We start from the raw sequence: 24,740 nt of genomic DNA on the forward strand, positions 1-24,740 counted from the left end.
GGCCCCTCTGCTTGCCCTTGGCGAGCTGGTCGACACGCGGGACGGACAGGCCGATCTTCTCGGCGACCTTGGCGAGGGTGAGTGTCTGGCGCAGTTCGAGTACGGCGCCCTGCCGGACGGCTTTGGCCTGCGTGAGCGGTTCGGCGATCGCCGCGGTGAGGGCGTCCTGGAAGTCCCGGGCAACTCTCTCCCGTGCGACGGGGTCGGTGATGGCCGTGATGGCCTCGCCGATGGCAGCCGTATTGATCAGATCATCGCTACCGTTGGAGGCGTCCTGTCAGGAGTTGCTGCCGCTCGGCGGGAGGGTTCCTCTCAAGCCGGTCAACGAAGATTTCCAGGATGTTGAGGATCTCTCCGTCTGTCGCGCCCAGGAGTTCTCGTTCCTGGCATGAGGCCGATGGAGCGGTCGCGGACGCCGAGCAGGGTGTCGGGGACGGCGGGCACAACGGCGCGCAGGTGCTCGATGAGCAGCGCGGGCGCGGGGCCCCGGCCGCGGACCTCGTCGGTCTTCTCTAGTGCTGTGACCGCCTAACAACGGCTAACACAAAGACGAGCCGGGAACTGTACCTATAGGTATCCCGGCTCCCCGTTGGCCATGAACCGTGTCAGGGATTGCTCCAGCAGCTCCAGAAACTGCCGCAGATCATCAGCCACCCTGTCGAGTTCGGGTTCGTCCAGTGATGCTGTGCGCGTCCGGTAGACCACCCCGCTGGGGCCGGTGACGTAACACAGTCCGCCACCGTTCGAGCCGATGACCAGGCCACGAGCCTCCTCACCCGTGCCGTCGCCGACAGCGCCGTACTCCTTGAGCCGCAGAAGGACGTCAGGTATCGGGTCGACGAAGTAGCCGTTGCCGACGTCCGCCCAGGCGATGTCGGCGATGCTGTCGTAGAGGGTGACCAGGTCGGCGGAGGCGAGATCCAGTTCGGCCAGAGCGCGTGTCGCCGTCTGCTCGTCGGGGTCGGCCGACCGGACCTGATTGGTGCCCGTGGGATACCCGTGCCGGCGCTCGAACTCGGCTGTCATGGTCTGCAGAGGGCCTGAGACCCTGCTGATCCACGCGGCCAGCCAGGCAGGTGACAGTGAAGGTCTACTCATGAAGCCGGATCATCGCACGCGCCCCGGACGTCAAGGCGACGGCCACCAGATGTTGCTTCCCGGGATCAACACAGGGACTTGGGTTGTCGGTGGGTGATGAGACAGCAGGCGAGTTTGAGGAATGCTTCGTGGATGTCGGCTCTGCGTTCCCAGCGGATGCGCAGGCGGCGGAAGCCGTGCAGCCACGCGAAACTCCGCTCCACCACCCAGCGGTAGGTGCCCAGTCCGGTGCCGTGCCGGGTGCCGCGGCGGGCGATGGCCGGCACGATGCCGCGGGCGCGGACCTGGTCGCGGTAGATGTCGTGGTCGTAGCCCCGGTCGGCGAAGAGCGAGTCAGGTTTGCGGCGGGGACGGCCAACCCGGCCGCGGACCGGCGGGATCGCGTCGAGCAGGGGAAGCAGCTGGGTGACGTCGTTGCGGTTGCCGCCGGTCAGCAGGACCGCGAGCGGAGTGCCATGGCTGTCGGTGATCAGATGACGGCGGTGGCGTGGTGTTCGCCCTTGCCGACGTCCAGGCCGAGATAGACGTCGATGTCGCCGGTCTCGATCACGTGCATCCTCCGGTCGTGCTTCTGCCCGGCCTCGTCCACGGCACCGATCGCCACATCCACATTACGAAGAGCCTCCCGACCTCCGAAGAGTCGGTGGTCAGGTCATGCCCCTAATCAGCGGTCAGTCAGTGCCTCCGGGCTCGGTGACACCACCCCCCGGATCATGGGTAACAAGGGGGGGAAGTCATGCCGGGCCCGGAGGCCGGTAGCCCCGTTGCGGGGCCACCAAAAAGGTAATGGGGGGGGGCGTACACCTGTTGTGGCGGCGACCAATCCTCCGGCCACCATGAAGCTGGTCTGGCATGTTCTGGAGCCGGCGGACCAGGAGGCCGGGACGCGGGACATGAACGCATCCGGGGTGGCGGCCATGCGATATGTGGTGAACGAAGAGCCGAAGACGCAGGCTGAGGGGAGCTGGCAGAGGCTGGCGGCCACGATGACAACCACAGCGAGAGTACCGGAGGGTGTCAGATGCAGCAGGATGCCTGTGGGCCGTAAGGGACATCACTCACGGCTAAAAGGCTGTTCACGATGGATGATCTGGCGATGCAGGAGGCATGCATTGGTAGCGGGCCCTTGAGGCCCGGCCGCGAATCGGATGAAGGTTTTGCATCAGGGGGACGCCAGTGATGAGCGAAGGCATTGCGGCGTTAGCCGCTGCGGGGGGAGCCGCGGTGGTGCAGGCCGCGGGTACGGACACGTGGGAAGGCGTACGTACGTTAGTGGCGCGATTGCTGGGACGAGGTGATCCGCAACAAGAGTCCGCCGAGCTGCAGTTGCTGGATCGAACACACAGCGAACTGGCTGGGTTGGGCAGTGATCAGCTCGCCAGCCATGAGAGCGGACGCTGGCAGGGCATTTGGCAGACTCGGCTGGAGATGCTGATCGCCGGCGTTTCGGAGGGAGAGTTGGGCCCTTACGTCGATCAACTGCAGCGCGTGATCGCACTGGCCCAGGCTCAGTCGGCTGGCTTCGAGCCACAGAGCGTCACGGCGGGGCGGGATCTGTCGGTCAGGTCCGACCATGGGTCGGTGGCCGGAGGCATCGTCAGTGTGGAGGGTGATCTTCGGGTTGAGCGCCCTTTCCCGCCGCCCGTTGGGGAAGGGAGCCCTTGAGAGCCTCGCTCGTGGCTGGGTCCGCTCCGGCCAACGGAGTGCTCGCCCAGGACGGCTCTCTGGCTGCGGGAAGCATCAAGATCGAAAAGGTGGTCCTCGGAGGCGCGCGGCATCGGCTCCCGGATGGCCCTGTGACACTTTCGGCGCCTGTAGGCGATCGGGACGGTACGTACCCGCTGAGGGGACGTGATGACCTTGTGGAGACCCTCCTTACTCTGTGCCGAACTGGGGGAGAAGGGCGCTTGCATGTACTCCATGGGCTTGGCGGATGCGGAAAGACTGCCATCGCGCTGGAACTGGTCCATCGCCTTCTCCAACGCCCGGCGGACATACCTGTGCGGACTGTCTGGTGGATAGATGCGCGCCACGGTGTCTTAGTGGACAGTGCGCTTCGGGCCCTTGCCTGGCAGGCGGGTCTCGGCCGTGAGCAGGCAGCGGCTGGCTGGGTTGCGGATGCACTGTGGGAACGCCTGTCCCGTTCAGGGCACGAGTGGCTTCTTGTCGTGGATAACGCGGACGACCCTCGAGTGCTGGACGGTCCGGGCCGGTTGGCAGCGGGTACGGGATGGCTGCGGCCGCATTCCGCGCCATCCGGGCTAATTCTGATCACGACACGTGATGGGGCTCCCAGGCTGTGGGGGCCTTCCGCAAGGCTTCACCCTGTACTCCCGCTCTGCGAAAATGCGGCTACGCAGGTTCTGATCGACCATGCTGGCCCTGCGGCAGGCTCCACGCGTGCAGCTCAAGCCCTCGCCCGACGGCTTGGGGCGCTGCCGCTGGCGTTGCGGCTGGCCGGGGCCTATCTAGCTGAGGTGAACGAGATGCCCAGAGCCTTCAGGGAACCGCAGACCCCTACCGACTTCACGTCCTACCGCGAGGCCCTCGACAGCTCCCAGAGCGCACAGCTCAAACCCTCGCAGGCGGTAGACGAGACGTGGCGTGTGTCGGTCGAGTACCTGCATGAACACGGATACCCCTGCGCAGGCACCCTGCTGGACTTGCTGGCCACCTTTGCCGATGCGCCGATCCCCTACACCCTCCTGCTGCGGCCTGCGGCTCTCAACAACGTCGTGGATGATTTATCGCGAATCGGCGGCGCCGAGTTGTGGGCGACGCTGGTCGAGCTGTCGGCTCTTGGCCTGCTGGAGCTTCGCGACCCGCACGACGGTCTTCCCACCGTCTCTCTTCATCCGCTGATCCGTGACGCAAGCAGGGCCCGGAAGAGGGTTCTCGATGTTGCCGGACTGATGGGGCATGCCCAGCAGTTGGAAGAGCTGGGCAAACCAGAGGAACCACAATTCTGGAAAGCCTGGGAGGCAGTCGTTCCGCACGCCCTTGGTCTGCTGGGATACGCACGAGATACCGCCGGCGACGCCTCCTTGCGGACGGTCTTCGCCGATGGAGCCGAGTCGGCGGCGCGCTATCTGCGGGCGCGCGGAATGCTGCACGAGGCGGCAGCACAGTTCAAGGAGATCGTCGCCATCCGGCTGGCGTTCTGGGGACCGCACGACCCCGAGACACTCGCAAGCCAGCAGCATCTGGCCCGTGCGATGCACGATCTCGGAGACTTGGACACGGCGCGCCGTCTTTATCAGAGGGTGTGGCACGGCACCTGCGAGCTGCTGGGCGACCAGCATGAGCACACACTCATCGCACGCCATGAACTGGGCAGATTCCTGCACGACACCGGCGACCTGGTGACCGCGCGGCATCACCTGTCGTCCGTACTCGACATACACCTGCGACTCCGCGGCGAAGATCATGCCTACACACTCACTGCGCGCCATGAACTGGCGCGGATTCTGCACTCCGAAGGACAACTGCAGGGTGCCCACAGCGAGTACACGTCAGTGCTGGCTGCTCGGCAGCGCCTGCTCGGTAACGAGCATCCCCGCACGCTGAGGACCAGGCACAACCTTGCGTGCGTACTCCATGATCTCGGCCGGCATGAGGAATCCCTGCGGGAGTTTGAGGCTGTGCTGGCGGCCCGCCACCGACTACTGGGCAACGAGCACCCTGCAGCGCTGGTCACGCAGTACAGAGTCGGATGCGTGCTGCGCTCCCAGGGAGAGCGCAGCAGAGCCCGAGCCCAGTTCCGACTGGTGGAGGAAATCACCGAACGTACGCTGGGAGCGGACCACCCGCACACACGCCGAGCGCGGGAAGCAGCCTGCGCACTCGAGGGGCCGCCCCCGGATGAGCACGTGGGGTGATCCCAGTCCTGGCGCCGGTGTTCAGAGCTTGCCCAGGGCCCGGGTCAGGCTTTGAACGCTGCCGACAGTTGCTGTGACGCCGGCCTGCCGCAACATCCTCAACTGCCGGGGTGATGATGCGACTCCTATGAACGACACTCCGGCTGACCGGGCTGCCAGGAAGTCCGCAACCGACTCACCCAGCAGGACGGTCCTTGAGCGGACGCCTTTCAGTTGCGACGTCGCCAGCGTGACGACGTGCGGGTGCGGCTTGAGCACCCGAGGATCCTGCGACCGGCCGAACACTCTGAGCCGGCCTGGTGCAAGGCCCGGCCCGAGACGGCTCAGGAATGTCTCGACGGCGTCGGTGGCATGGTCGGTCACGACAGCCGCGTTCCATCGTTCCTCGTTCATGACGTGCAAGAACTGAGAAACTCCCGGCAGCGGACTGGCTTGCGTTGCTGCTGTCACTTCCATGGATGTAAGAAGCGAATCGAACCGGCGAAGTTTGGCAGACGATCCGTTTCGGACTATGGAGCGCAACATGGCTACAGGATCGCTCTGCGCCTGAGAATCGAGCGGTACGTTCAGATCGTGCGCTACGTTCTTCAGTTCGTGCGAGACCACGTGGCGATTGGTTGGCCATAGCCTGCACAGCAGTCCGTCGAAGCTGAGGAGAATGGTGTCTACTTCCGAGAAGCGTCGCCGAACCTCAGCAAGTGGGAGATGGCCGTTCGCCGGAACGCCGCGGATTCGGAGGTATGGGCGAGTGTGTGGGTAGAGGGCGTCATACCAGCTCTGGTACTGCTCCTGGTGTCTGATGCCGTCCTCGGATATCGCGTACTTCTCCTCTCCGTCTGTAGCTTCGCGGGCAAATATTTCAATCAGGTGGGCAGGAATCGTGTTGAGTGTCTCAGCCGGTGTGGTGAGCTGAGTCGCAGTCAGCGGGACCCCGAGGGTCCCGGCGACTGCCGCCAGATGCGCAAGGGCCACAGAATGCTCGGCTGGCAGAGTGCACCGGAAAAAGGTGTCCAGGCGCCTGGGGAGAGTTGAGATCGCCTTGTCTATCGCGGCCTCTTGCGACTCAAGGCCCTGGAGGGCTTCTGCCTGCTCCGCCGTGGTGGCTGCAAAATCGGCCGCCGCCTGCAGGGCTGCCTTCCTGCGGCGAAGAATCCGCAAGGCAGATATTTCCTCACTGACAAGACTGGCCACGGTCGCCGGTGATCTCCCGAACAGGGAGGCGAGCGTGACCACTTGAGGATCCTTGGGGTGCGGCTGGTCGAGTCGTCTCGCGTCTGTGTGGCGGTCGATCAGAGAGTTAAGCGGTTGGGCCGCATTGCGTAACCGCTCCTGGGTTCTGGGTGATCGGGAGATGATCTTCTCGATCTCCGTCACGTCAACCCCCAACTCCTCGGCCAGGTCGGCCAGCAGGCTGAACTGGCCGGCGGGGGAGAGCCCTTCGCGTTCCAAGCGGCCGTACGCGCGTACGGACAAGCGGAGCCTGTGCCTGAAGTCCTGCAGGCGATAGCCGTTGACACGTCGCAGGTCCGCCAGGGTCCACTGATTTCTCGTGCCGGCGTCTGCAAAGGATATGGGCGCAACATTCAAGGCTTCAGCGAGTCGGCGGATGCGCGGGGCTTCTGGACGGCGCTGGCGTGTCTCGTACAAGACGATCTCTTCCTTGGAGGCGCCGACCGCTGTGGCCAGGGCCGCAACACTCAGTCCTGTCCCGTTGGCGGTCTCACGCGCCTGCCGTAGCCGCCGACCGTCAAAAACGGTTGCGAGTCCCCGCGCCATCGTCCGCTCCCCTCCCGAGCCCGGACACCCATCCTAAAGATTCGTCAGGTTCCCCCGTTGGCGCGAACTTGTATTTGCGTCGACTGTGCTGAGCTGCTGTCATGTCATTTAAGGGTGCACCGGCAGGCGGTACCCCTGCGGCCTCGCGGCATCGGGTGCCAGTGTGGGTGCCGTGAGAGCGAGGACTCGACGCTGTCGTACGACTGCGGTGGGTCCCGCACCCCGGGTTGCCTTTCTCGTATCGGGGTGCGGGACCGGTTGAGGTTGGCGACGTGTATCTTGCGCTCTCCCCGATGGCACGGGGGGAGCCCCTGCTTGCTGATGTGCAGTCAGCTTGCTGGGCCCGGCGTGCTGCCGTGCAAGATCTACGTGTCCTCGTCGTCGGGATCCCCCGGGCCCATAGAGGGGTCTGGCATGGATCCTCCTTCCTTCTCGGTCGGCTGACGGCTCTCGAGATCGGCTGTGCGCCACGAGAGCTCTCGGTCGGCCGAGAAGGAGCTCTTACATTACCGGTCGCTTCTCACTCTGTTCTCCCTGCCCTCCGAAAGCGACTGAAGCCCCAACTGCCGCTCACGGCAGGGGCATACGGGTGTTTGCCGCGTTTTTCTTGGAAGCCGCGCCAGATTCGTGAGGTGATGGCCCAGGGCAAACTCCCTGTGATCTCGCCCACTTGTTCCCGGAGGGTCCGGATACTGGGCGGACACTTCCGGTTGGCGGAACAGAAAAGTGAGCACTGCTAGTTCAAGAATGGAGGACTGGCGTTCGTTGTAACTCGCGGCCACCCGTTGGCCATTGATCTCCTTCCGGTTGCTCCCACGCTCCGAATTGCCGCGGGCCGATCGTATGATGATCGGTGGATCTTGTTGGCAACCTCTGTCCTCCGAAGGTTGCGAGCGCGGCACGTAGTTTCTGATGCCGGTAGCCCCGATGTGCCTGCTGTCATTCGAGGGCGAAGCCTGTTCGGATCGGTCCGAAACCGCTGGAATTGTTCGGTTCGCTGTTCAATCTGAGGTTCTAATCGAGCGCCCGCTTTCTCCGCATGGAGGTTGTCGCGGACTGCCGTTGGCCGGCTGATGCCACTGGCCGGGCACCGACGCCGCTCCACAGCGATCGCCGACCGGACCGTGGCCGCCTGGATCTGAGCGCCGGGCCGGACGGTGTAGGCGAGAGCGAGGCCAGCCGAACCGAGCGCCCGTGCGCTCCTCCTGTCCCGTACAGGGCCTCCATTTCTAGTACTCACGAACCTCACGGAAGGCTCCGCGACGGCAGGACGATCGTCGGCATCCACCGCTTCCCCAGTCCGATCCGCCGGCGGGCAACCGCCAGGCCCGGTGTGGAAGTTCGAGCAGATGCGGCAGCGCACCTGCGGCGAAGGACCGACGGCCTCGACCGCATGCTCCTCTGCAGCTTCGAAGCGGACCAAGTCCCGAGGACGCCCAGAAGGGGCCAGGCGCCCGGTGCCGCACCTGAGCCTGCCCCCCCCCGCAAGTCCAGGACCTCCTGGCGCTCCCGCTCAAGTACAGCCGGAATGGAGAGGGCAGGTGGCGATGCACAGTCGATACAGAGATCGGCATGCCCCTGGGTGTCGTCGTAGCCGAAGCAAGGCTTGTGGCACTGGGACCGGGGCAGGTCGCCCTGCCGCTGCGCCTAGTCGACACGAAGGTTCCGGGTCATGCGGGATGCGGGCCCGCCGGTCCGGGAGTGCTCGGCGTCCGGGTCGGCCAGGAGATTGACGCTCGGTGTCCAGCTGGCGAGGCTCTCCAGATCGCTGACAGGAACTGGAGATAGCGGGATATCGAAGGAACGTCAGATGGCTGGCCGGTCCGACTGTGGGCTGCACACACTCGCCAAGGCATGGCTCGTGCGCGCCGGCGAGGGCCGTGGTGCAGGGTCGGGCGCGGCGCGGTTTGCGGCGTCGGCGCCGAGGAGAGAGGCCCACTACGGTCTCCTGAAGGGGGTCGTGGACACGGACCCCGGCGGAGCATCTCAAAACTCTGGTGCTGGGGCTTTGCGCCGCCCGGCTTCTCTAGCCGAGCGCGAACGACGCTAAGCGGAACGTAATCGGACGTCTTGCGATTCTCCGTGCTGGCGTGCGTACCTGCCTGCCAGAACCGTTCCGGAATCTGCCTCTTGCGGCGGCGAAGCCGCTGTGGGTGTTCGACTGCGGAGGGAAGTCCGAAGGTTGAGGACTCCCCTGTATGCGCTGATGGGGAGCACCTGGTACCGGCATCCGGCGGACATGCGCGGGGGGCGTGTTCGGATATGCCATTCACAACCGGGGCGCGCTTGTGAGGCGGTCCGCCTGTGGGATAAATGCGCCGACCGCTTCCACGCATTTGCATCCGCCTCAGCGCTCAAAACGAGACATTGTCGCCTCAAGCGTGCATACGTGGCGTGGCTGCGGCGATCCTCCTGACGTCGGACCGAAATGCAATTGCATTCGGGCAACGGGGTGTTCGTTCACCGCAGGAGGTTGTTCGGTGGAGAAACCGGTGAAGGCGTTCAGTTCCCTCGCGGGCCATGTCGGGTGTGCTGGAACCCGGTGGCGAAAGAGTTCGCACAGCACTCCACAGGGGTCGTGCGTGGAAGTGGCGGAGCCGCTCGGGACGCAGGTCAGGTTCCGTGACTCGAAAGATAAGAACAGCCCTGTGATCACGGTGTCCAGGCTGGCTGCGGCCGTTTTCACCTCCGCCGTGGGGCGCGGCGAGGTGTGATCTGCTGACAGGGCAGACCAGGTCCCGCGATGTGTGCATCCGCAAGGAAGCACATCCGGGCCGCGGTTGGCCCCTGGCCGTCTGCGGAATACACAGTTCCGCGGGCGTCGGTGCCGGAGATGACCCTCAGGCGAAAAAGGTCATCCAGTGGTGGACATCTCCGGTGACCGATCAGTAAGTATGAGCACAATGCAACTGCATCCCGGCGCTGACGTGGGCGGACGGGCACTGGATGTGGGGGAGAGATCTATGGGGGAGCAGTCCGAACCCAGGCAGGGCAAGGACATGGATTTAGGGCAGGACGCGCCGCACAGTGCGCGCATGTACGACTATTTCCTCGGCGGGAAGACCAACTATGCCGTGGACCGCGAAGCCGCCGAGGCTGTGACCCGTCTCTTTCCGGCAGTGGGGACCGCAGCCCGGGTCAACCGGGCTTTCATGCGCCGTGCGGTGCGCACTCTGGCCGAACTGGGGGTGCGGCAGTTCATCGATGTGGGGACTGGGATCCCGACGTCTCCCAACCTGCATGAGGTCGTCCAGGCGGTCGCACCGGAGAGCCGGGTGGCGTATGTGGACAACGACCCGATCGTGCTGGTCTACGCCGACGAACTCCTGGACGGGAGCCCCGAGGGTGAGACCTGCTACGTACAGGCGGACGCCACACGACCCGACGAGGTCATCGCCGCGGTGAAGAGCAGAGAGGTCATCGACTTCGGGAAGCCGGTGGCGCTCAGCCTGAACGCCCTGCTGCATTTCATGCCGGGCGAGGACGAGCCTTCCCGCATCGTAAACGGGCTTCTCGGCGAACTCGCCCCAGGCTCCTACCTGAGTGTGTCGCACGCCACGGGCGACTTCGCACCGGAGATCCTCCAAGCCATCGTCGACACCTACGCAGAACGCGGGACTGCCGTCGAGGTGCGCACCAGAGCGGACGTCGAGCGGCTCTTCGACGGGTTGGAGATGGTCGATCCTGGCCTGGTTGTCGCACACCAGTGGAGGCCCGAGCCCGGGAGTGGGCCGGGGGTGGTGAGCGACGCCCTGGCAAACCTGTACGCCGGCGTGGGCCGCAAACTGTAGGAGTGAGCGGGCGGCCCGCCCGCGCTCAGCGACGGTAGCTGCGCATCAGGATGTCGCTGATCTTGCGGGCCGTCGGGTGGGGCGCCAGCGAGGCGACCCGCAGGGCGTCGAACGCCTTGCTGCGGTTGTCCACGTCCTTCTCGTCCTGGATGATCAGTCCCCCGTCGTACCCCTCGGCGTAGACGAGGGTGGGCAGGATGCCCTCGAAGTCGAAGATCGTTGTCGGTCCCAGGTCGACCGGCAAGTCGTAGCGGCCGAGTTCGGCGAGCCGGAACGCATAGCGTGGGTCGTCGGACAGGTTGAGCAGGTGTTCCAACTGTTCGCGCATGACGGACGGGGACCCGACGGGCCGCCGGAGGGTGACCTCGTCGATGATGACGATCAGACGCTTTCCCTCGGGGAGGAGGGAGAAGCGTGCCTTGCGTTCCTCGCGCAGTTCCGTGAGGGCGTCGCGTTCCTTCCTACTGCCCGGGCCACGCTCGATGACTGCTTGCGAGTAGGCCCGCGTCTGGATCAACGCGTGGAGCTGAAGCGGCTCGTATGACCTCATCCTGGTCGCCATGTCCTCGAAACTGACCACGGCCTGCAAGAACTTGGGGGCCGCCCACGACCACGGCTGCCACCAAGCGGGCTCGTTGGCCGCCGCTGCTACCTCGAGCATCCGCTCTTGCTCGGTCGGATCGGTGATGCTGTACATCCTGAAGAACTTCGCCAGATCGTCTTCCTTGAACTGGTGATGCCCGCTCTCGATCCGACTGACCTTCGACGAAGAGCCGGGCAGGCGGTAGGCAGCCTCCTGCTGGTTCATACCGAGGCTGGTCCGCTGTCGGCGCAGCGTATTGCCCAAGATCATCCGCTGTGCGGACGGTGCGGCCTCATTGCGCAGGTACCGCACCCTGCGGCCGGCTCCCGGGTTATCCCCGGCGCCCGGTTCCCCGGCCGATGCCAACTGCTGGACCACGTTTGCTCCTCGACCACTGTGTACGGAGGTGATGCTGTCGGCGCCCATGCTGCACGAGTCGACCGATTCCGTAGTCGGAACTGTAAAAAAGTCGAATATCGTTGATGTGTGTGGCTGAACCGCAGCCTTTGCCACCGCAGCAGTCCACGCCACACGACGCGGAGGCGCCGCTCCCTGCCTACAGCTGGGACCTGGTGCGTGCCGTCCTCAGCCGCTTCGACCCCACCCAATGCCACACAGGACCAACGGTTGGAAACATCGCCAGGAGGATCCCATCCCGAGGACGACCTGAAACCGACAAGCAAAGAGCCCCCGTCAACGACGAGGGCTGATGCACGATCGCGGCAACGTGCACTCTTCCATCTGGGAACTGGAAGAACAAATGCCTGCCTGGCTTTCGGCCCATTCCATGCGGTCAGCGTATGGACCGGCCTGTTCCCGGCATGTAGTTCGGCGATAACACTATGGAGCCGAGTGGTCCTGTGATAACTCAGCTGAACAGTGGTGGAGTTGCAGGGTCTAGCCGATCTTGTGCATGGCCGCCGAGCGGTGCCGGCTGACGGCACCTCCGCTCGCGGAGCTGACCTCATCGAGAACGACAAGGGGCACAAGACCCGCGGAACACCTCCGCTCGCGTGTAGCTAACATCGACCGCGTGCGGCAGCAGATGCGGGGCTGACGAACACCTCCGCTCGCGCGGAGCTGACTACTGGAGTGGCCCCTTCGGCCGCAGACCAGCCGGAACACCTCCGCTCGCGCGGAGCTGACGACCAGTGGTTGCGCAGACGGATGACCGTGCGCGGAACACCTCGGCTCGCGCGGAGCTGACGACGTGTACGACGCCGTCGCCGTCCCGGACGCCGGAACACCTCCCCTCGCGCGGAGTTGGCTCGACGAAACCCCCGACTCGCCGGACTGGTGGCGGAACACCTCCGCTCGCGCGGAGCTGGCATCGGCGTCGGCGAAACCTGCCTCGGCGTCAGCGGAACACCTCCGCTCGCGCGGAGCTGACGAAGCTGGCGGCGGTCACCACCAGCGGGATTCCGGAATACCTCCGCTCGCGCGGAGCTGACACCGTGCCGACGGTCAAAGGGAACACCAACACCGGAACACCTCCGCTCGCGCGGAGCCGACGTGCCGACCTGAACCGAAACGGACCGTACAGACGGAACACCTCCGCTCGCGCGGAGCTGACGACAACAACGGCCGCTGGTACGCCTGCCGCGACTTCCCCGACCTCTACCCCAGTCTGCGGTGGCGAGCAAGCGGATGGCGCGTGCGATGACGTCGCGTTAGTGACGTGATCTCGGCCTGTGCGCGTTCGAGGCGGCGCCGGAACGTGACCAAGCCGAAGCCCACCGTCCGCACCCCGAAACCCAACCAGCATGAACGCGCCCAACGTGCCGCCGCAATCGACGCACTCCTCCAACGCGCTCTCCGCGGACTGCTCACCATCCCCGAAGCGGCCGTCCTCGCCCACTACTGGCGACAGGAGCAGCAGCTTGCCGAGAAAACCCGGCGCAGCCTCAGCGACACCACCCGAGCCCTGCAACGCCACCGGGAAGCCGCTGATGCGGAGATACGGCGGCTCGAAGAACTCATCCCCGACCAGCAGCAGGAGGCGGCATCACCGAGCACCCGACCCGTTCCTACTCCGACGAGCTGCGCGAGCAGGCCGAGACCGACATGCTCGGCGTCTACCCGCCGGCTGCTGACGACCCGGCGCCCGACAGCCCGGCGGCCAGCGGCGACACGACCGGCCCGAGCATCGCCGAATGCGCGCGCGACGACCGGCGCTGGTTCGACGCCGAGAAGGGCGGCGCATAGGCGCCCCACCCCAGACACCAAGACCCCCTACCGGGATCCGGCAGGGGGTCTCGCATTCCCACTCACGGCCCCCGTTCGCATCGGGGGCCTCGTCATGAATGGAGAATCGGGTGCCGAGCCATCGTTGCCGCCTGGCTAGGCATCACGGCCATACGTACGGCCCGGTCGCAGGACCTCGGCGAAACCCTCAAAGCAGTAGCGGATCTTGTGGCGGCAGCATTTCGCATCTGGAGTTAGCAGCAGGCAAACGGCGCCCGCCCCGACCCGGGGGCGGGCGCCGTTCCAGTGTGCGGCTACTCGGTTTCGGACGGATGCCCCACCGAAGCTTTCGTCAGCCAGACGATTCTTCGTTTGCTGTCCAGCAGGTACCAGACGCGCCCGCCGCCGGTGACTTCGATCTGCCACTGGGGAAGATCTTTGCCGTCCCGGTTCTGAGTCGAGAGCGATCCCTTGAGCTGGTGATGCCGCTCAGTCTCGGGATGAGGGCACGGGTCGGTGCGCATCGCTTCCCAAGCCTTCGCGGTATTACCCGGTGCCTTGTTTCCGAGCTCGCGCCATCCATCGACGACGGCGCGGGAGTCGTACTTGATCAGGTACTCGTTCTTGCCCGGAGGCGGAGCTACCGGGTCGCCTTTCTTAGGCGTCACTCGCTGGGAACCTCCGGCGGTTCGACAGGGCCGTAGTCGCCACCTTCGGGCTGCTTCAGGGCGGCGAGCAGATCCTTATCAGCGTAGACCTCTGCGGTCGACTTCCACGCCGCAATGAGGGGGATTAGCGGGCCGAGCGTTCCGAGGTCGGTCGCGGCGCGAGCTGTCTCCATGAACTCGACCAGGAACGCCCGGATGTCCTCCTCGGGAAGGAAGCGAACCCAAGGGAACGCCTCAGGGAAAACCCTGGTCAGCATGGCTACGGCGTTCGGGTCGGTCTTCATCATGGCCACGAAGAGCCGAGTGGTGGAGTCCACGACCTCCGTCACCGCGGCAGCACGCTCGGCGGTTGTGAGGTACAGGTCCTCGCCGTCGCGCCGGTGCAGATGCAGTCCCTTGCGGGTGTTCTGCTGCATGCGGGCGACGGTGTCCTTCGGCTTCTGGATCAGCTCCGAGAAGTTCGCTTCTGCCGGCATCGTCGTCATGACTTCAAAAGTAGTTCAGAAGTGTGTCGTTGTCTAGCGTTGCGTGCCGTTGTCTGCCGCCCCGTTCCGTCCCGTGCTGTTCTGTGCTGTCACGTTCGGCGTGAACAGCCGCCTTGACGCGACTCACACGGCGGTGCCCACTGCGGCGTCGTCAATCCTCCAGCACCTCGTCCAGCCACGCCCGCACCGGCCCGAACACCCCGCCCGGGATCAGCCCCGGCAGCTCGCCGAGGCTCGCCCAGCGCACCTCCGCCACCTCCCGCACGCTCGCCGCAAGCGCGGCCCCGGAGGCCAGCCGGCAGGCGACGTACGCCACCCGCCAGCCCGTCACCGGATGCACCCGCTCACCCAGGACTCGCAGCAGGGCCACCGTCACGCCTGCCTCCTCCAGCGCCTCATGGGCCGCAGTAGTCGGCGAGGGCTCGCCCGGGTCCACCTTGCCGCCCGGGAACGTCCGGACCGGAGGGCCGGCCGGAGGGCGGCGGCTGACGGGGCAGTGCGACCGCCGCCCATCTGAATTCACCGTTCTAACGCCCCAGAGTGATCCCTTCGGTACCCTCTGTGAATGGCCCAGTAAGAGGGGGTGCCCCTATCTGTTTCGTCAACCCTGGTGGGGTCGGCTTGTAGGGGTTGATCCTGGTTTTCGGGAAGGTCCCGCGAAGCGGGATGTTCCCGGTGGATCGGGTGGCTGATGGGCAGCCCGGTAACCGGCAGGGCCGCAGTGGCCGTGCCGGTGCGTGGGCGTGGGCGTGATGGGGCCTGGAGGGTAGGGGCGGTGGAGTCGTCAGGCAGCGAGGTCGACGTCGCCCGGGGTGCGTGCTTCGTAAAGAGCCCCGGTGCGGATCATCGCGTGGATGACGTTCACGCGCTGGCGGGCCAGGCGGAGGATCGCCTGGGTGTGGGTCTTGCCGCGTGCGCGTTGACGGTCGTAGTAGATCCGGGAGGACGGGTCGGCTTTGCAGCCGATCGCCGCGAACGCGGCCTGGAACAGGGCGCGTTTGAGGAGCCGGTTGCCGCGGTGGGGTGCGTGCTCGCCGCGGATCGAGGTGCCGGAGGACTTCGTGGCCGGGGCGAGCCCGGCGTAGGAGGCGAGGTGTCCGGAGCTGGGAAAGCCGGTGCCGTCACCGATCGCGACGATCACGGCAGCCGTGGTCCTGACGCCCAGGCCGGGCAGCGACGTCAGGAGGTGGAAAAGAGGGAGGGCCTCCAGCAGGGCGGCGATCTCCTGCTCGGCCTGGCGGCGCCGGGTGTGGGCGGCGGCGAGCTGAGCGGCCAGGCCGGGCACGATCAGCGCGGATGCCTCGGTGCCGGGAACGACGAGGGTCTGCTCGGCGAGCGCGTCGAAGATCTCGGTGGTGAGGTGGTGGGCCTTGCGCGAGCCGTGTGCCTTGAGCAGGGCCTCGCAGCGGGACCGGCCCAGTTTCTTCAGCCTGGCCGGGGAGCCGTGGCGCTGGAGGAGGGCCTGGATGTAGGGGTAGGCCAGGCGGGGGCCGAGGACGCGTTCGAGGGAGGGGTGGATCTGGGAGAGCAGGCCGCGCAGCCGGTTGGTGGTGCGGTTGACCTCGCCGGCCAGGTCGTTGTCGTAACCGGTGAGCATCGTCAGCTCGGCCAGCACCTCGTCGTCGCGGTCCACCGCCCGCAGGGTGTGCGGCATGGTGCGGGCGGTCTCGGCGATCACGAACGCGTCGCGGGCATCGGTCTTGGCCTCGCCAGGGTGCAGGTCGGCGGCCCGCCGCATCGACAGCCCGGGCAGGTAGGCCACTCGACAGCCCGCCGCGCGGGCCACCGTCAGCGGCAGCGCACCGATGTTGGCGACCTGGTCCACGATCACCAGAACGGTGCCGAACTTCGCCACCAGCCTGGTGAACAGCTCCAGCAGTCTCGGCTCGGTGTTGGGCAGCCGCTTGTCGTGCACGGTTCTGCCGTCCTGGGTCCGGCCGTGGGCGTGGTGGAACTCCTTGCCCAGGTCCAGACCGAGGAAGAGATCTATCGCGGTCGTGTCGACCATCCGCGTGTGCCCCTCGCCACTCGTCTCCTGAAACTCCCGGCCGTCCCTGCGGCACCACACGCCGGCAACCACGTTACGCAGACATGCCGCCCGTGAAGCGGCCCGGCATTGCGCCGGACCAAGCGGTCGTCAGGCCCCTCATCAGCGGTCAAGCGGTGCCCCGAAGCCCGGCGGCAACACCCCCCAGGTCATCGCCTTCGACAGGGGGCACACAGCCATACCGGACCCGGGGGCCAGGCGCCCCATTGCGGGGCCACGAGAAAAGTAACGAGGGGCTATGGCATGCAGCTACTGCCATGGACGCGACTGGTGCCCGTACTGCAACGGCGGGCAAACCCGGCCAGCAGGATCAGCATCGGGATCCGGGAACTGCCTTAATGTCATCGGGTGGGTGATGGTCATCATGAGCGTCGTCTGGTTCCTCACACAGCACCATCACCTGCCGCAGCCGCTTGGCAAACTGCAAGACCTTCAGCACTGGCTAACCACCCGCCTACCGCACACGTAGACGCCGGTCGCACGGCGAAGGCCCCGCCAGATCAACCGGCGGGGCCTGTCTCTACTGTCCGTCCTGCTCCCGTTCTCGCTCTCGCAAGTACTCCTCGACCACGTCTGGGTTGCGGCGCATCGCGGCCAGCAACTGACGGCGACGGTAGTGGTTGCGACTCTCGTCTAGACGCTTCTGCCAGTCCTCGCGCCCCTCGGCCAGCCGCTCCGTCACCAGGAACTCGATGGCGTCCTCGATGCACGGCCGGAACCGTTTCCCGCCCACCGGGATGTGCAGCTTCTCCAGCGGGCGCTTCCGGTCGTCGCCCTCATTGAGGGCTTCCAGGGCTGGCGAAGTCCCGTACACCTGCACGTGCGCGCTTGGATAGCGATCTTTGCCACGTTCGTAGTCCCAGTGGCACAGGCAGGTCTTCAGCTCGGGGTCCGTGAAGATCCCACAGTACGAGGAATGCACCGTGAGATATCGATCTTCCGAATCCATGCGTACCTGGAATGACAGATTCATCCAGGCGCGGGGCTTCCTCAGGTTGATGCTCAGCGGAAATGCCTGCGGCTGAGTCACGTTGGTTTTGGTTAGGCCATGGCCCACGGTGAACACGGCACCCGCTGAAGAGCGCGGGCGGAGCACGGCACGCATACGGACATGCTGCGTGATCGTCCCGTTGAGGATGTCGGTGAGTTCCTGGGCGAACCGGCTGGCCTGACCTTGCAGGTCAGAGGTCAACCGTGCCACCGATCGACACCCACAGGGCGTGGGCGGCCGACGAAGAGAACTCGCTGCGGCGGGCCTGGTCTTCGAGTTCGGCGTAGGTGAGTTCGAGTGCGTCGAGCGCCCGCTGGGCGTCATGCTGGAATTCCTCGTCCGTCACCACGATCACAGTGTCGTCATCGTGATCCGTAATCGCCTGCTCGTCGATAGTCACACTCATCGTCTACCCCCTGGACGGCGTGTGGTCTGGTTCACATCGCTGAAAGCATCCCGCATTCAGACCTGCGCTTGCAGCTATATGCCCCGATTGGCTGATCGCTTACCGTCCAACTAGTGACCAACCGCATCCGTGATCGAAAACGGTCACCCGTTACCAACAACACGGACGGACCGCGGCCAGGGTTCAATCAGGCCAAGGGTGAACGCTACGTGCACGCCGTCACCGCAAAGCAACCCGTCGGTAACAAGCGGATGAAGGAACCCCAGCCGCACCCCGCCACCCGCAGCTCCTCCGGTGCTGCGGGTGGCCCCGGCCCGCCCTGCCGCTCCATGACTCGCCAAGGGCAGGCCGGCGACCGGCCGCGGCACTAGAGCCGACCAGGGCAGCTCGGTCGGCTGGCAAGGCGCCGGCAGCGAGGGCATCGGCGCTGACCCTCGGCCCGCGTGCGGGGTCACCGTGGCGGCGATCGTGGGGGCGTCATTCGGCACGGAACCTCCAGTCACCGGTCGAGCCCGGCAGGATGCCGGCATGAGTGAAGCATGGGCAGCGGTCGTCGCAGCGGTGGCCGCGGGATTCTTCGGCATCGGCGGCATCCTCACCGGCATCATCGTCGGCCGCAGACAGACCACCGACCAAGCCACGGTTGAACATGGCCAGTGGCTACGCGGACAACGGCAGCAGGCGTATCTCGCATTCCTCAGTGCAGCCGGGACCGGGTTCAACGCGCTCGCACACCTTCTGGTGGAGCTTGATCAACGTCTACCTGCTCCCACCGACAGCCGCGGAGTAATGGACTTCGCGCTCCGCATCCAAGAGATCACCCTTTCCGCATCCAAAGCCGAAGAAAGCATCCAGCTACTGGGGCCGACCAGCGTGGTGGGGCCAACTGAAGACTGGGGGATGCTCATGTACCAGCTGAGCGAAGAGCTCCGGCAGTATGCAAGGACGCCGCACTCCGACGAAGAGGTTGAAGCCAAGAGTCGGGACCTACTGAACCGGCTGACATCCCTGCACCTCAAAAGGCAGACCGTCTTCGAAAGCGTGCGTCAAGTCCTCGCCGCGCCGCCCGTACCCACGCTGGAAGCGTGACCACACCAAACCGGCGCTGCAGTGAATGCGGCATCCAGCAGCCACCGAGAACGAGTAGTGAGCTCAGAAGGCCCCCGGCCGGCGGCCGGGGGCCTAGAACACCTCCGCTCGCGCGGAGCTGACATCGGAGCGGAGGGAGACGCCATGGTGATGCCCGGAACACCTCCGCTCACGCGGAGCTAACAGAACGAGCAGGAACGCGAGGAGAGCGACGAACGGAACACCTCCGCTCGCGCGGAGCTGACTACTCATGCCGTGCCCCGCTCGCCCGGGTGACCGGAACACCTCCGCTCGCGCGGAGCTGACGTCAGCCGCCACCAGTGCCCGTTCTGCCGCCGCGGAACACCTCCGCTCGCGCGGAGCTGACGCTGCGGCCTGCTCCCAGCGGCCGGGCGGCGGCGGAACACCTCCGCTCGCGCGGAGCTGACGGCACAGGGACCTCGGCCCGGTCCGGCAGGTCCGGAACACCTCCGCTCGCGCGGAGCTGACCGAGTTGGCGTTCCAGTAGGACGCCCAGCCGTCGAAACACCTCCGCTCGCGCGGAGCTGACATGCTGAGCAGGACGAGCACTGGGCCACCCGCCGGAACACGTCCGCTCGCGCGGAGCTGACGCCCACCGACCACCGGAGCCTGTCGAGAACGCCGGAGCACCTCCGCTCGCGCGGAGCTGACCTGCGCCGTTCGCTGGTCGTGGAGCGGTTCGGCGGAACACCTCCGCTCGCGCGGAGCTGACGTCTTGCCAGTATCAGCCGTGGGCGGCCATGCCGGAACACCTCCGCTCGCGCGGAGCTGACTGCTCCGGGGCACCTCCGCCCTCGTCATGATCTGGAACACCTCCGCTCGCGCGGAGGTGACAGCCAGGCAACCCAGCGGCACCTGCAGACCACCGGAACACCTCCGCTCGCGCGGAGCTGACCCCTTCAGGAACGCGGCGATCACGGCGACGATCGGAACACCTCCGCTCGCGCGGAGCTGACGCCGCACCAGGCGTCTCGGCCGGTGGCGCAGACGGAACACCTCCGCTCGCGCGGAGCTGACCTGCCCCATCGCGCTAATGCGAGCCGGAATCACGGAACACCTCCGCTCGCGCGGAGCTGACTCCGGGGTGACGACCGCGAACGGGATGCGCCGCGGAACACCGCCGCTCGCGCGGAGCTGACGAGTAGGCGCCCTGCTCGATCCGGTTGATCGTCGGAACACCTCCGCTCGCGCGGATCTGACGACGGCACCGACATCACCCTGACCATCGCGGACGGAACACCTCCGCTCGCGCGGAGCTGACTGGGCAGCCTGGCGGGCCTCGGGCAGTCTCGGCGGAACACCTCCGCTCGCGCGGAGCTGACGGCACCGAGTTCCGTGAGGGCATGGTCGGCTGCGGAACACCTCCGCTCGCGCGGAGCTGACCGGAGGGGACGTGGGAGCACGGAAGCGACCGGCGGAACACCTCCGCTCGCGCGGAGCTGACCGGTCCGCCAGTTCGACGATCGCTGCACTCTGCGGAACACCTCCGCTCGCGCGGAGCTGACCGGCGGAGGATCTTGCCCTCCCACGGCTTGCACGGAACACCTCCGCTCGCGCGGAGCTGACGACGGCAGCGACTTCACGCTGACCATCTCGGACGGAACACCTCCGCTCGCGCGGAGCTGACACGGCCAGGAACCAGACGATGGCGGTGGGGTCCGGAACACCTCCGCTCGCGCGGAGCTGACGTGTTCCTCGGGTCGTTCAGTTCCTGGTCTTCCGGAACACCTCCGCTCGCGCGGAGCTGACACCGCGGTGACCGGCCACCGGGGCAGCACCAGCGGAACACCTCCGCTCGCGCGGAGCTGACGCCCGAGGAAGTCGTCGACAAGCAGCTGCTGCCGGAACACCTCCGCTCGCGCGGAGCTGACCCGGACTCGCTCCGGATCGAGCGGAACAGCGGCGGAACACCTCCGCTCGCGCGGAGCTGACATCATCAAGGGCATGGCGGGGATCGTCGACGCCGGAACACCTCCGCTCGCGCGGAGCTGACGACGATGGAGGCGATCGCGTCCCCAAGCGCGTCGGAACACCTCCGCTCGCGCGGAGCTGACGGTGGGGGGTGCGGCAGCGTGACCGTCGTAGACGGAACACCTCCGCTCGCGCGGAGCTGACTATCCGAAGCAGTCGTTCGCGGACGGTGGCATCGGAACACCTCCGCTCGCGCGGAGCTGACTCGGACTCAGCCGGCGCCCTCCGCTACGACGACGGAACACCTCCGCTCGCGCGGAGCTGACCGTGGAGCGGCGGCGGGTCAGGTCCCGGATGCCGGAACACCTCCGCTCGCGCGGAGCTGACTCTTACACCAGCCCGTCAACCGTCTCCCGTTACGGAACACCTCCGCTCGCGCGGAGCTGACAGAGGACGCAGGTCGATCAGGGCGCCGTGGGCCGGAACACCTCCGCTCGCGCGGAGCTGACGCCAGCTCGGTCGCCTCGTACATCAGCCACTGCGGAACACCTCCGCTCGCGCGGAGCTGACACTTCGCCACCTGCAATGTTAGAGGGTTTTTGCGTTTCCTTTACCGTCTCTGATGCTCTGGATCTTGGCCTTGTTGAGGGAGGGTGCGGGCGCGGAATTGGAGTCCTGGTTGGGTGGCATTCCTGTGATTGAGGGTAACGGCTCCCAGGTGTAGGTGACTTGGGGAGTCCGCAGGTCGGATGGTGTTGTCAGTGGCTGGTGCTAGAACACCGTGCCATGGACGATGTGGATGCTCCGCAGGTCGATGTGCGGTTGTGGGGCAAGGAACGCGAGTTGCCGTATCCGTACCCGGTGATCTGTCATCTGCTGGATACCGCGGGGGTGTTCGGGGCTCTATGGGACGTTCTCCTGAGTGATCAGGTACGCGGGAAGATCGCGGGGGCGCTGGGGCTGAGGGGGTCCGAGGCTCGGCGGGTGCTGGCGTTCTGGGCGGGGCTGCACGATCTGGGGAAGATCACTCCGCCGTTTCAGGCTCAGGTTCCTGGGGCGTTCGCGGCGGTCCGGGACGACTCGTTCTACGTGTCCGCGCCCGGGGCGGAGCGGGAGCGGGCGTTTCGTCATGAGATGGCCACTCACTGGGCGCTGGTGCGGCTTTTCGAGGAGGCGGGTTATCGCGGCGACAGCCGTTCGATGCGGTCTGCGGTGAGCCACCAGGTCGCGCAGCTGCTCGGCGGCCACCACGGGTGTTTTGGTGCCGTCCTGCTCGCCAAGCATGTCGTACACGGCAGTGCCTATCAGCCGGGGCTCGGCGGGAATGGCTGGGCGGCTCAACGGCGTGCGCACTTCGGGGAGTTGCAGCGCGTCACAGGTGCATGGGCAGTGCCGGAGAGAGGGCTGCCGGCGGAGCTGGCGGTCATCGTGACGGGGCTGGTGGTCGTGGCGGACTGGCTGGCGAGTCAGAAGGAGGCGATCATCCCGCTGCTGCCGCCGGTGGGTTGGCAGGCGGCGCGGGAGGAGATCAACGCGCACTGGGAGCGTACGCAGAAGGCGGCCCCAGGACTGGTGACAGGAGCGCAGCTGGGGCGGGCCCGGTTTGATGCCGAGCGCTTTGAGGACATGTTCCCGTTCACGCCCAACACCCTCCAGAGTGACCTTGTCGCGCATCTGCCACGCATGCTGAAGGGGAAAGGAGCGGGGCTGCTGCTGATCACGGCGCCAACGGGGGACGGGAAGACCGAGGCGGCCTTGTATGCGGCGTCGGTACTGGGGCGTGCGGCGGGGGCGCGGGGGCTGTTCTTCGCGTTGCCGACGATGGCCACCGCCGATGCCATGTACCCGCGGGTCAGCGCCTTCGCGGAGCATTCCCTGGGCGGTGAGCGGGCCTTGACGTTGCTGCACTCCATGGCCTGGCTCAGTCCCGCCTACTCCACGGGGCAATCCGGCGAGGAAGCACCGGCGGCAGGTGAGGTGAGTGCCGACCCGTCCACCGCGACCGAGGCCGGGGCGTGGTTGCGGGGGAGGAGGCGGGGGCTGCTGGCCCCGCTGGGTGTGGGCACCATCGACCAGGCGCTGAGCGCGGGGCTGCCCATCACCTATAACGTGCTGCGGTTGTTCGGGCTGTCGGACAAGGTGTTCGTGGTCGATGAGGCGCATGCCTACGGGCCGTGGATGCACCAGCTGCTGACCCGCTTGCTGGAGTGGCTCGGCGCGTTCGGCGCTCCTGTGGTCCTGCTGTCTGCGACTCTGTCCGGCCGCACAGCCTCCTCCCTGGTGGACGCCTACCGTCGTGGGGCCGGGTTCCTCGAACCGTGCGCCGTCAGCCCGTGCTACCCGGGCTGGGTGTTCACCGATGCCGGGAGCGGCGAGGTCTGCGCGCCGCGTGAGGTCGCCAGCGAACGAGAGCGCATCCTGGACGTGCAGCTGCGGCACGTTGTATGGGATACGGCGGCACCGGTCGGCGGCGCCGTACAGAAGGGAGGCCGCCGCCAGGCTTTGCGGGTGGCGCTGGAGCCGGTCGCCGCGCACGGCGGGACAGCGCTGGTGTGTTGCACCACGGTGGCCGAAGCCCAGCAGACCTTCCGTGACCTGTGTGCCGCCTTCCCCGAACTCGCCGAGTGCGAGGGCGGGTTGCGGCTGCTGCACTCGCGCTATCCGGCCCACGCCCGACAGCGCATCACCGCCGAATGCGAGTCGGCATACGGCAAGCCCCGTTCGGCCACGGACGTCGCCGGGCCGCGCCCGTCCTCCATCCTGGTCGCCACTCAGGTGGTGGAGCAGTCGCTGGACTTCGACTTCGATCTGATCGTCAGCGACCTTGCCCCGCTGGCGCAGCTGCTGCAGCGCGCCGGGCGTGGACGCCGCCACATGCGCGGCACCACAGGGCGTCCGCCGTGGGCGCTGCCGGAGGACGCGCCGCGCCTGGTCGTCCTGGAACCGGTGGACGAGAACGGTGTCACCCTGGTGCCGCGCACCTGGGGGTCCGTGTACGACGCAGGGCTGCTGCAGCGCACGGCGCACCTGCTGCGCGAGCGGGCGCAGACGGGCATCGCGGTTCCGGGGGACGTCCAGGACCTCGTCGATGCCGTGTACGCGGAGGACTTCGTGGACCACCTCGACGGGTCGGCGCAGCGAGAACTGCGGCGGATGGACGCCGAACGTCAGGCGGACGAGGCAGCTGAGGCACACATGGCCGACATGGTCGCCATCTGCGCCCCCGCCGATGTGGCCGGCAACCTCTACGAGCTCAGCCGCCGGGAGGCCGGGGTCACCGAAGAGCTGCTGACCACCAGGCTGGGTGCGGATACCGGACGGGTGCTGTGCCTGTACGAGCAGCCGGACGGCACGCTCACCCTCGATGAGACCGGCATGCTTCCTCTGCCCGCCAGCGACCAACACGGGCTGAGACACGTCACGTTGGCTCAGGTCATGGCGCATGTGGCGCCGGTGCCGGGCCGCTGGCTTCGCGGAGCCGAGGGGCAACCGGCGCCGAAGGGCTGGGAGAAGCATCCGGTACTGCGCGATGTGGTCCTGCTCCGGATGCAGCCTGCCGACGACGGCAACGACCCCGCGTGGACCTGCAGCCACGGGAAGCGGACGATCAGCATCTCCCACGTTGGGCTGGAAGCCGATTAACCCATTCGAGTGACCCGTTGCGGAGTCGCCCCGTGGGGCAGCCCACTTACCTAGGTTGGCAACAGCCGTCCCGGCATAGAGGGTTCTCCGGCACCGCTGCCGGGACGGCGTCCGCCCGCTGACGCGGGCAGGGGGAGAGATCCACATTGCCCCGTGGGCAGCCCATGGCT

18 protein-coding genes, 1 pseudogene and 1 CRISPR repeat array are annotated in these 24,740 nt (G+C 66.6%); of the genes and pseudogenes, 8 read left to right on the forward strand and 11 right to left on the reverse strand.

Annotation, left to right across the window (positions count from 1 at the left end; translation table 11 throughout):
• Window positions 1-209 precede the first annotated feature (209 nt).
• A complete protein-coding gene (locus tag OG226_RS41930) occupies window positions 210-392 on the forward strand; it encodes a hypothetical protein (protein WP_329352006.1) in 183 nt (60 codons plus the stop codon).
• A 175-nt stretch (window positions 393-567) separates the two neighbouring features.
• Here OG226_RS41930 and OG226_RS41935 read toward each other — a convergent pair whose 3' ends face one another.
• The 3 genes and pseudogenes from OG226_RS41935 to OG226_RS41945 all read right to left on the reverse strand — a co-directional run bounded on the left by OG226_RS41935 (window position 568) and on the right by OG226_RS41945 (window position 1,702).
• Entirely contained in the window at window positions 568-1,026 is a 459-nt protein-coding gene (locus tag OG226_RS41935) for an SMI1/KNR4 family protein (RefSeq protein WP_329352007.1), read from the reverse strand.
• 137 nt (window positions 1,027-1,163) lie between these two features.
• Window positions 1,164-1,589, reverse strand: a pseudogene (locus OG226_RS41940) (IS5 family transposase); the annotation flags it as partial.
• Complete coding sequence (locus OG226_RS41945; protein WP_329352008.1) at window positions 1,568-1,702, reverse strand: hypothetical protein; 135 nt, start codon at window positions 1,700-1,702, stop codon at window positions 1,568-1,570. The pseudogene OG226_RS41940 and the gene OG226_RS41945, both read right to left, overlap by 22 nt.
• 575 nt (window positions 1,703-2,277) lie before the next feature.
• Here OG226_RS41945 and OG226_RS41950 point away from each other — a divergent pair.
• On the forward strand, window positions 2,278-2,763 hold the full coding sequence (locus tag OG226_RS41950; protein ID WP_329352009.1) for a hypothetical protein: 486 nt from the start codon (window positions 2,278-2,280) through the stop codon (window positions 2,761-2,763).
• 821 nt (window positions 2,764-3,584) lie between these two features.
• Window positions 3,585-4,976, forward strand: coding sequence for a tetratricopeptide repeat protein (locus OG226_RS41955; RefSeq protein WP_329353673.1), 1,392 nt, complete (start codon window positions 3,585-3,587; stop codon window positions 4,974-4,976).
• Between the two features lie 21 nt (window positions 4,977-4,997).
• On the opposite strand, the gene OG226_RS41960 is transcribed toward OG226_RS41955, so the two are convergent.
• A complete protein-coding gene (locus tag OG226_RS41960) occupies window positions 4,998-6,752 on the reverse strand; it encodes a helix-turn-helix domain-containing protein (RefSeq protein WP_329352010.1) in 1,755 nt (584 codons plus the stop codon).
• A 2,492-nt stretch (window positions 6,753-9,244) separates the two neighbouring features.
• Here OG226_RS41960 and OG226_RS41965 point away from each other — a divergent pair.
• Both OG226_RS41965 and OG226_RS41970 read left to right on the forward strand, forming a co-directional pair.
• The gene (locus OG226_RS41965; RefSeq protein ID WP_329353675.1) at window positions 9,245-9,466 is read left to right on the forward strand and encodes a DUF397 domain-containing protein; all 222 of its coding nucleotides are present in this window, start codon (window positions 9,245-9,247) and stop codon (window positions 9,464-9,466) included.
• Window positions 9,467-9,715: 249 nt separating this feature from the next.
• Window positions 9,716-10,543: an SAM-dependent methyltransferase gene (locus OG226_RS41970; RefSeq protein WP_329353676.1), complete on the forward strand. Its 828-nt coding sequence runs from the start codon at window positions 9,716-9,718 to the stop codon at window positions 10,541-10,543.
• Window positions 10,544-10,568: 25 nt separating this feature from the next.
• On the opposite strand, the gene OG226_RS41975 is transcribed toward OG226_RS41970, so the two are convergent.
• The gene (locus tag OG226_RS41975; protein WP_329352011.1) at window positions 10,569-11,552 is read right to left on the reverse strand and encodes a helix-turn-helix transcriptional regulator; all 984 of its coding nucleotides are present in this window, start codon (window positions 11,550-11,552) and stop codon (window positions 10,569-10,571) included.
• A 1,638-nt stretch (window positions 11,553-13,190) separates the two neighbouring features.
• Between OG226_RS41975 and OG226_RS41980 the strand changes: the two genes are divergently transcribed.
• Entirely contained in the window at window positions 13,191-13,331 is a 141-nt protein-coding gene (locus tag OG226_RS41980; RefSeq protein ID WP_329352012.1) for a hypothetical protein, read from the forward strand.
• A 293-nt stretch (window positions 13,332-13,624) separates the two neighbouring features.
• Here OG226_RS41980 and OG226_RS41985 read toward each other — a convergent pair whose 3' ends face one another.
• The 6 genes from OG226_RS41985 to OG226_RS42010 all read right to left on the reverse strand — a co-directional run bounded on the left by OG226_RS41985 (window position 13,625) and on the right by OG226_RS42010 (window position 17,901).
• Window positions 13,625-13,978, reverse strand: coding sequence for a hypothetical protein (locus OG226_RS41985; protein ID WP_329352013.1), 354 nt, complete (start codon window positions 13,976-13,978; stop codon window positions 13,625-13,627).
• Window positions 13,975-14,463: a hypothetical protein gene (locus OG226_RS41990; protein WP_329352014.1), complete on the reverse strand. Its 489-nt coding sequence runs from the start codon at window positions 14,461-14,463 to the stop codon at window positions 13,975-13,977. Before OG226_RS41990 ends, OG226_RS41985 begins: the two co-directional genes overlap by 4 nt.
• A gap of 151 nt (window positions 14,464-14,614) precedes the next feature.
• Complete coding sequence (locus OG226_RS41995; RefSeq protein WP_329352015.1) at window positions 14,615-14,986, reverse strand: NUDIX hydrolase; 372 nt, start codon at window positions 14,984-14,986, stop codon at window positions 14,615-14,617.
• A gap of 261 nt (window positions 14,987-15,247) precedes the next feature.
• Entirely contained in the window at window positions 15,248-16,471 is a 1,224-nt protein-coding gene (locus tag OG226_RS42000; RefSeq protein WP_329347261.1) for an IS110 family transposase, read from the reverse strand.
• Window positions 16,472-17,030: 559 nt separating this feature from the next.
• Window positions 17,031-17,702 carry a hypothetical protein gene (locus OG226_RS42005; protein WP_329352016.1) on the reverse strand — a complete coding sequence of 224 codons (672 nt, stop codon included), beginning with the start codon at window positions 17,700-17,702 and terminating at the stop codon, window positions 17,031-17,033.
• Window positions 17,692-17,901 (reverse strand): hypothetical protein, encoded by a 210-nt coding sequence (locus OG226_RS42010; protein ID WP_329352017.1) that lies wholly within the window; start codon window positions 17,899-17,901, stop codon window positions 17,692-17,694. Before OG226_RS42010 ends, OG226_RS42005 begins: the two co-directional genes overlap by 11 nt.
• 534 nt (window positions 17,902-18,435) lie before the next feature.
• Here OG226_RS42010 and OG226_RS42015 point away from each other — a divergent pair.
• Together OG226_RS42015 and OG226_RS42020 are read left to right on the forward strand one after the other, a co-directional pair.
• A complete protein-coding gene (locus OG226_RS42015; protein ID WP_329352018.1) occupies window positions 18,436-18,996 on the forward strand; it encodes a hypothetical protein in 561 nt (186 codons plus the stop codon).
• Window positions 18,997-19,090: 94 nt separating this feature from the next.
• Window positions 19,091-21,498: a CRISPR direct-repeat array (repeat unit 29 nt; unit sequence CGGAACACCTCCGCTCGCGCGGAGCTGAC).
• A 216-nt stretch (window positions 21,499-21,714) separates the two neighbouring features.
• Window positions 21,715-24,570 carry a CRISPR-associated endonuclease Cas3'' gene (locus OG226_RS42020; protein WP_329352019.1) on the forward strand — a complete coding sequence of 952 codons (2,856 nt, stop codon included), beginning with the start codon at window positions 21,715-21,717 and terminating at the stop codon, window positions 24,568-24,570.
• Window positions 24,571-24,740: the final 170 nt, after the last annotated feature.

The organism is Streptomyces sp. NBC_01261 (genome assembly GCF_036226385.1).
Lineage (GTDB): Bacteria > Actinomycetota > Actinomycetes > Streptomycetales > Streptomycetaceae > Streptomyces.

Coding starts and splice junctions, on each gene's coding strand:
- OG226_RS42000 (WP_329347261.1), bottom strand. CDS start 16,471: ATGGTCGACACGACCGCGATAGATCTCTTCCTCGGTCTGGACCTGGGC.
- OG226_RS41930 (WP_329352006.1), top strand. CDS start 210: ATGGCCGTGATGGCCTCGCCGATGGCAGCCGTATTGATCAGATCATCG.
- OG226_RS41970 (WP_329353676.1), top strand. CDS start 9,716: ATGGGGGAGCAGTCCGAACCCAGGCAGGGCAAGGACATGGATTTAGGG.
- OG226_RS41990 (WP_329352014.1), bottom strand. CDS start 14,463: ATGACGACGATGCCGGCAGAAGCGAACTTCTCGGAGCTGATCCAGAAG.
- OG226_RS41950 (WP_329352009.1), top strand. CDS start 2,278: ATGAGCGAAGGCATTGCGGCGTTAGCCGCTGCGGGGGGAGCCGCGGTG.
- OG226_RS41935 (WP_329352007.1), bottom strand. CDS start 1,026: ATGACAGCCGAGTTCGAGCGCCGGCACGGGTATCCCACGGGCACCAAT.
- OG226_RS42020 (WP_329352019.1), top strand. CDS start 21,715: ATGGACGATGTGGATGCTCCGCAGGTCGATGTGCGGTTGTGGGGCAAG.
- OG226_RS41980 (WP_329352012.1), top strand. CDS start 13,191: ATGCTCGGCGTCTACCCGCCGGCTGCTGACGACCCGGCGCCCGACAGC.
- OG226_RS41975 (WP_329352011.1), bottom strand. CDS start 11,552: ATGGGCGCCGACAGCATCACCTCCGTACACAGTGGTCGAGGAGCAAAC.
- OG226_RS41960 (WP_329352010.1), bottom strand. CDS start 6,752: ATGGCGCGGGGACTCGCAACCGTTTTTGACGGTCGGCGGCTACGGCAG.
- OG226_RS41955 (WP_329353673.1), top strand. CDS start 3,585: ATGCCCAGAGCCTTCAGGGAACCGCAGACCCCTACCGACTTCACGTCC.
- OG226_RS42015 (WP_329352018.1), top strand. CDS start 18,436: ATGAGTGAAGCATGGGCAGCGGTCGTCGCAGCGGTGGCCGCGGGATTC.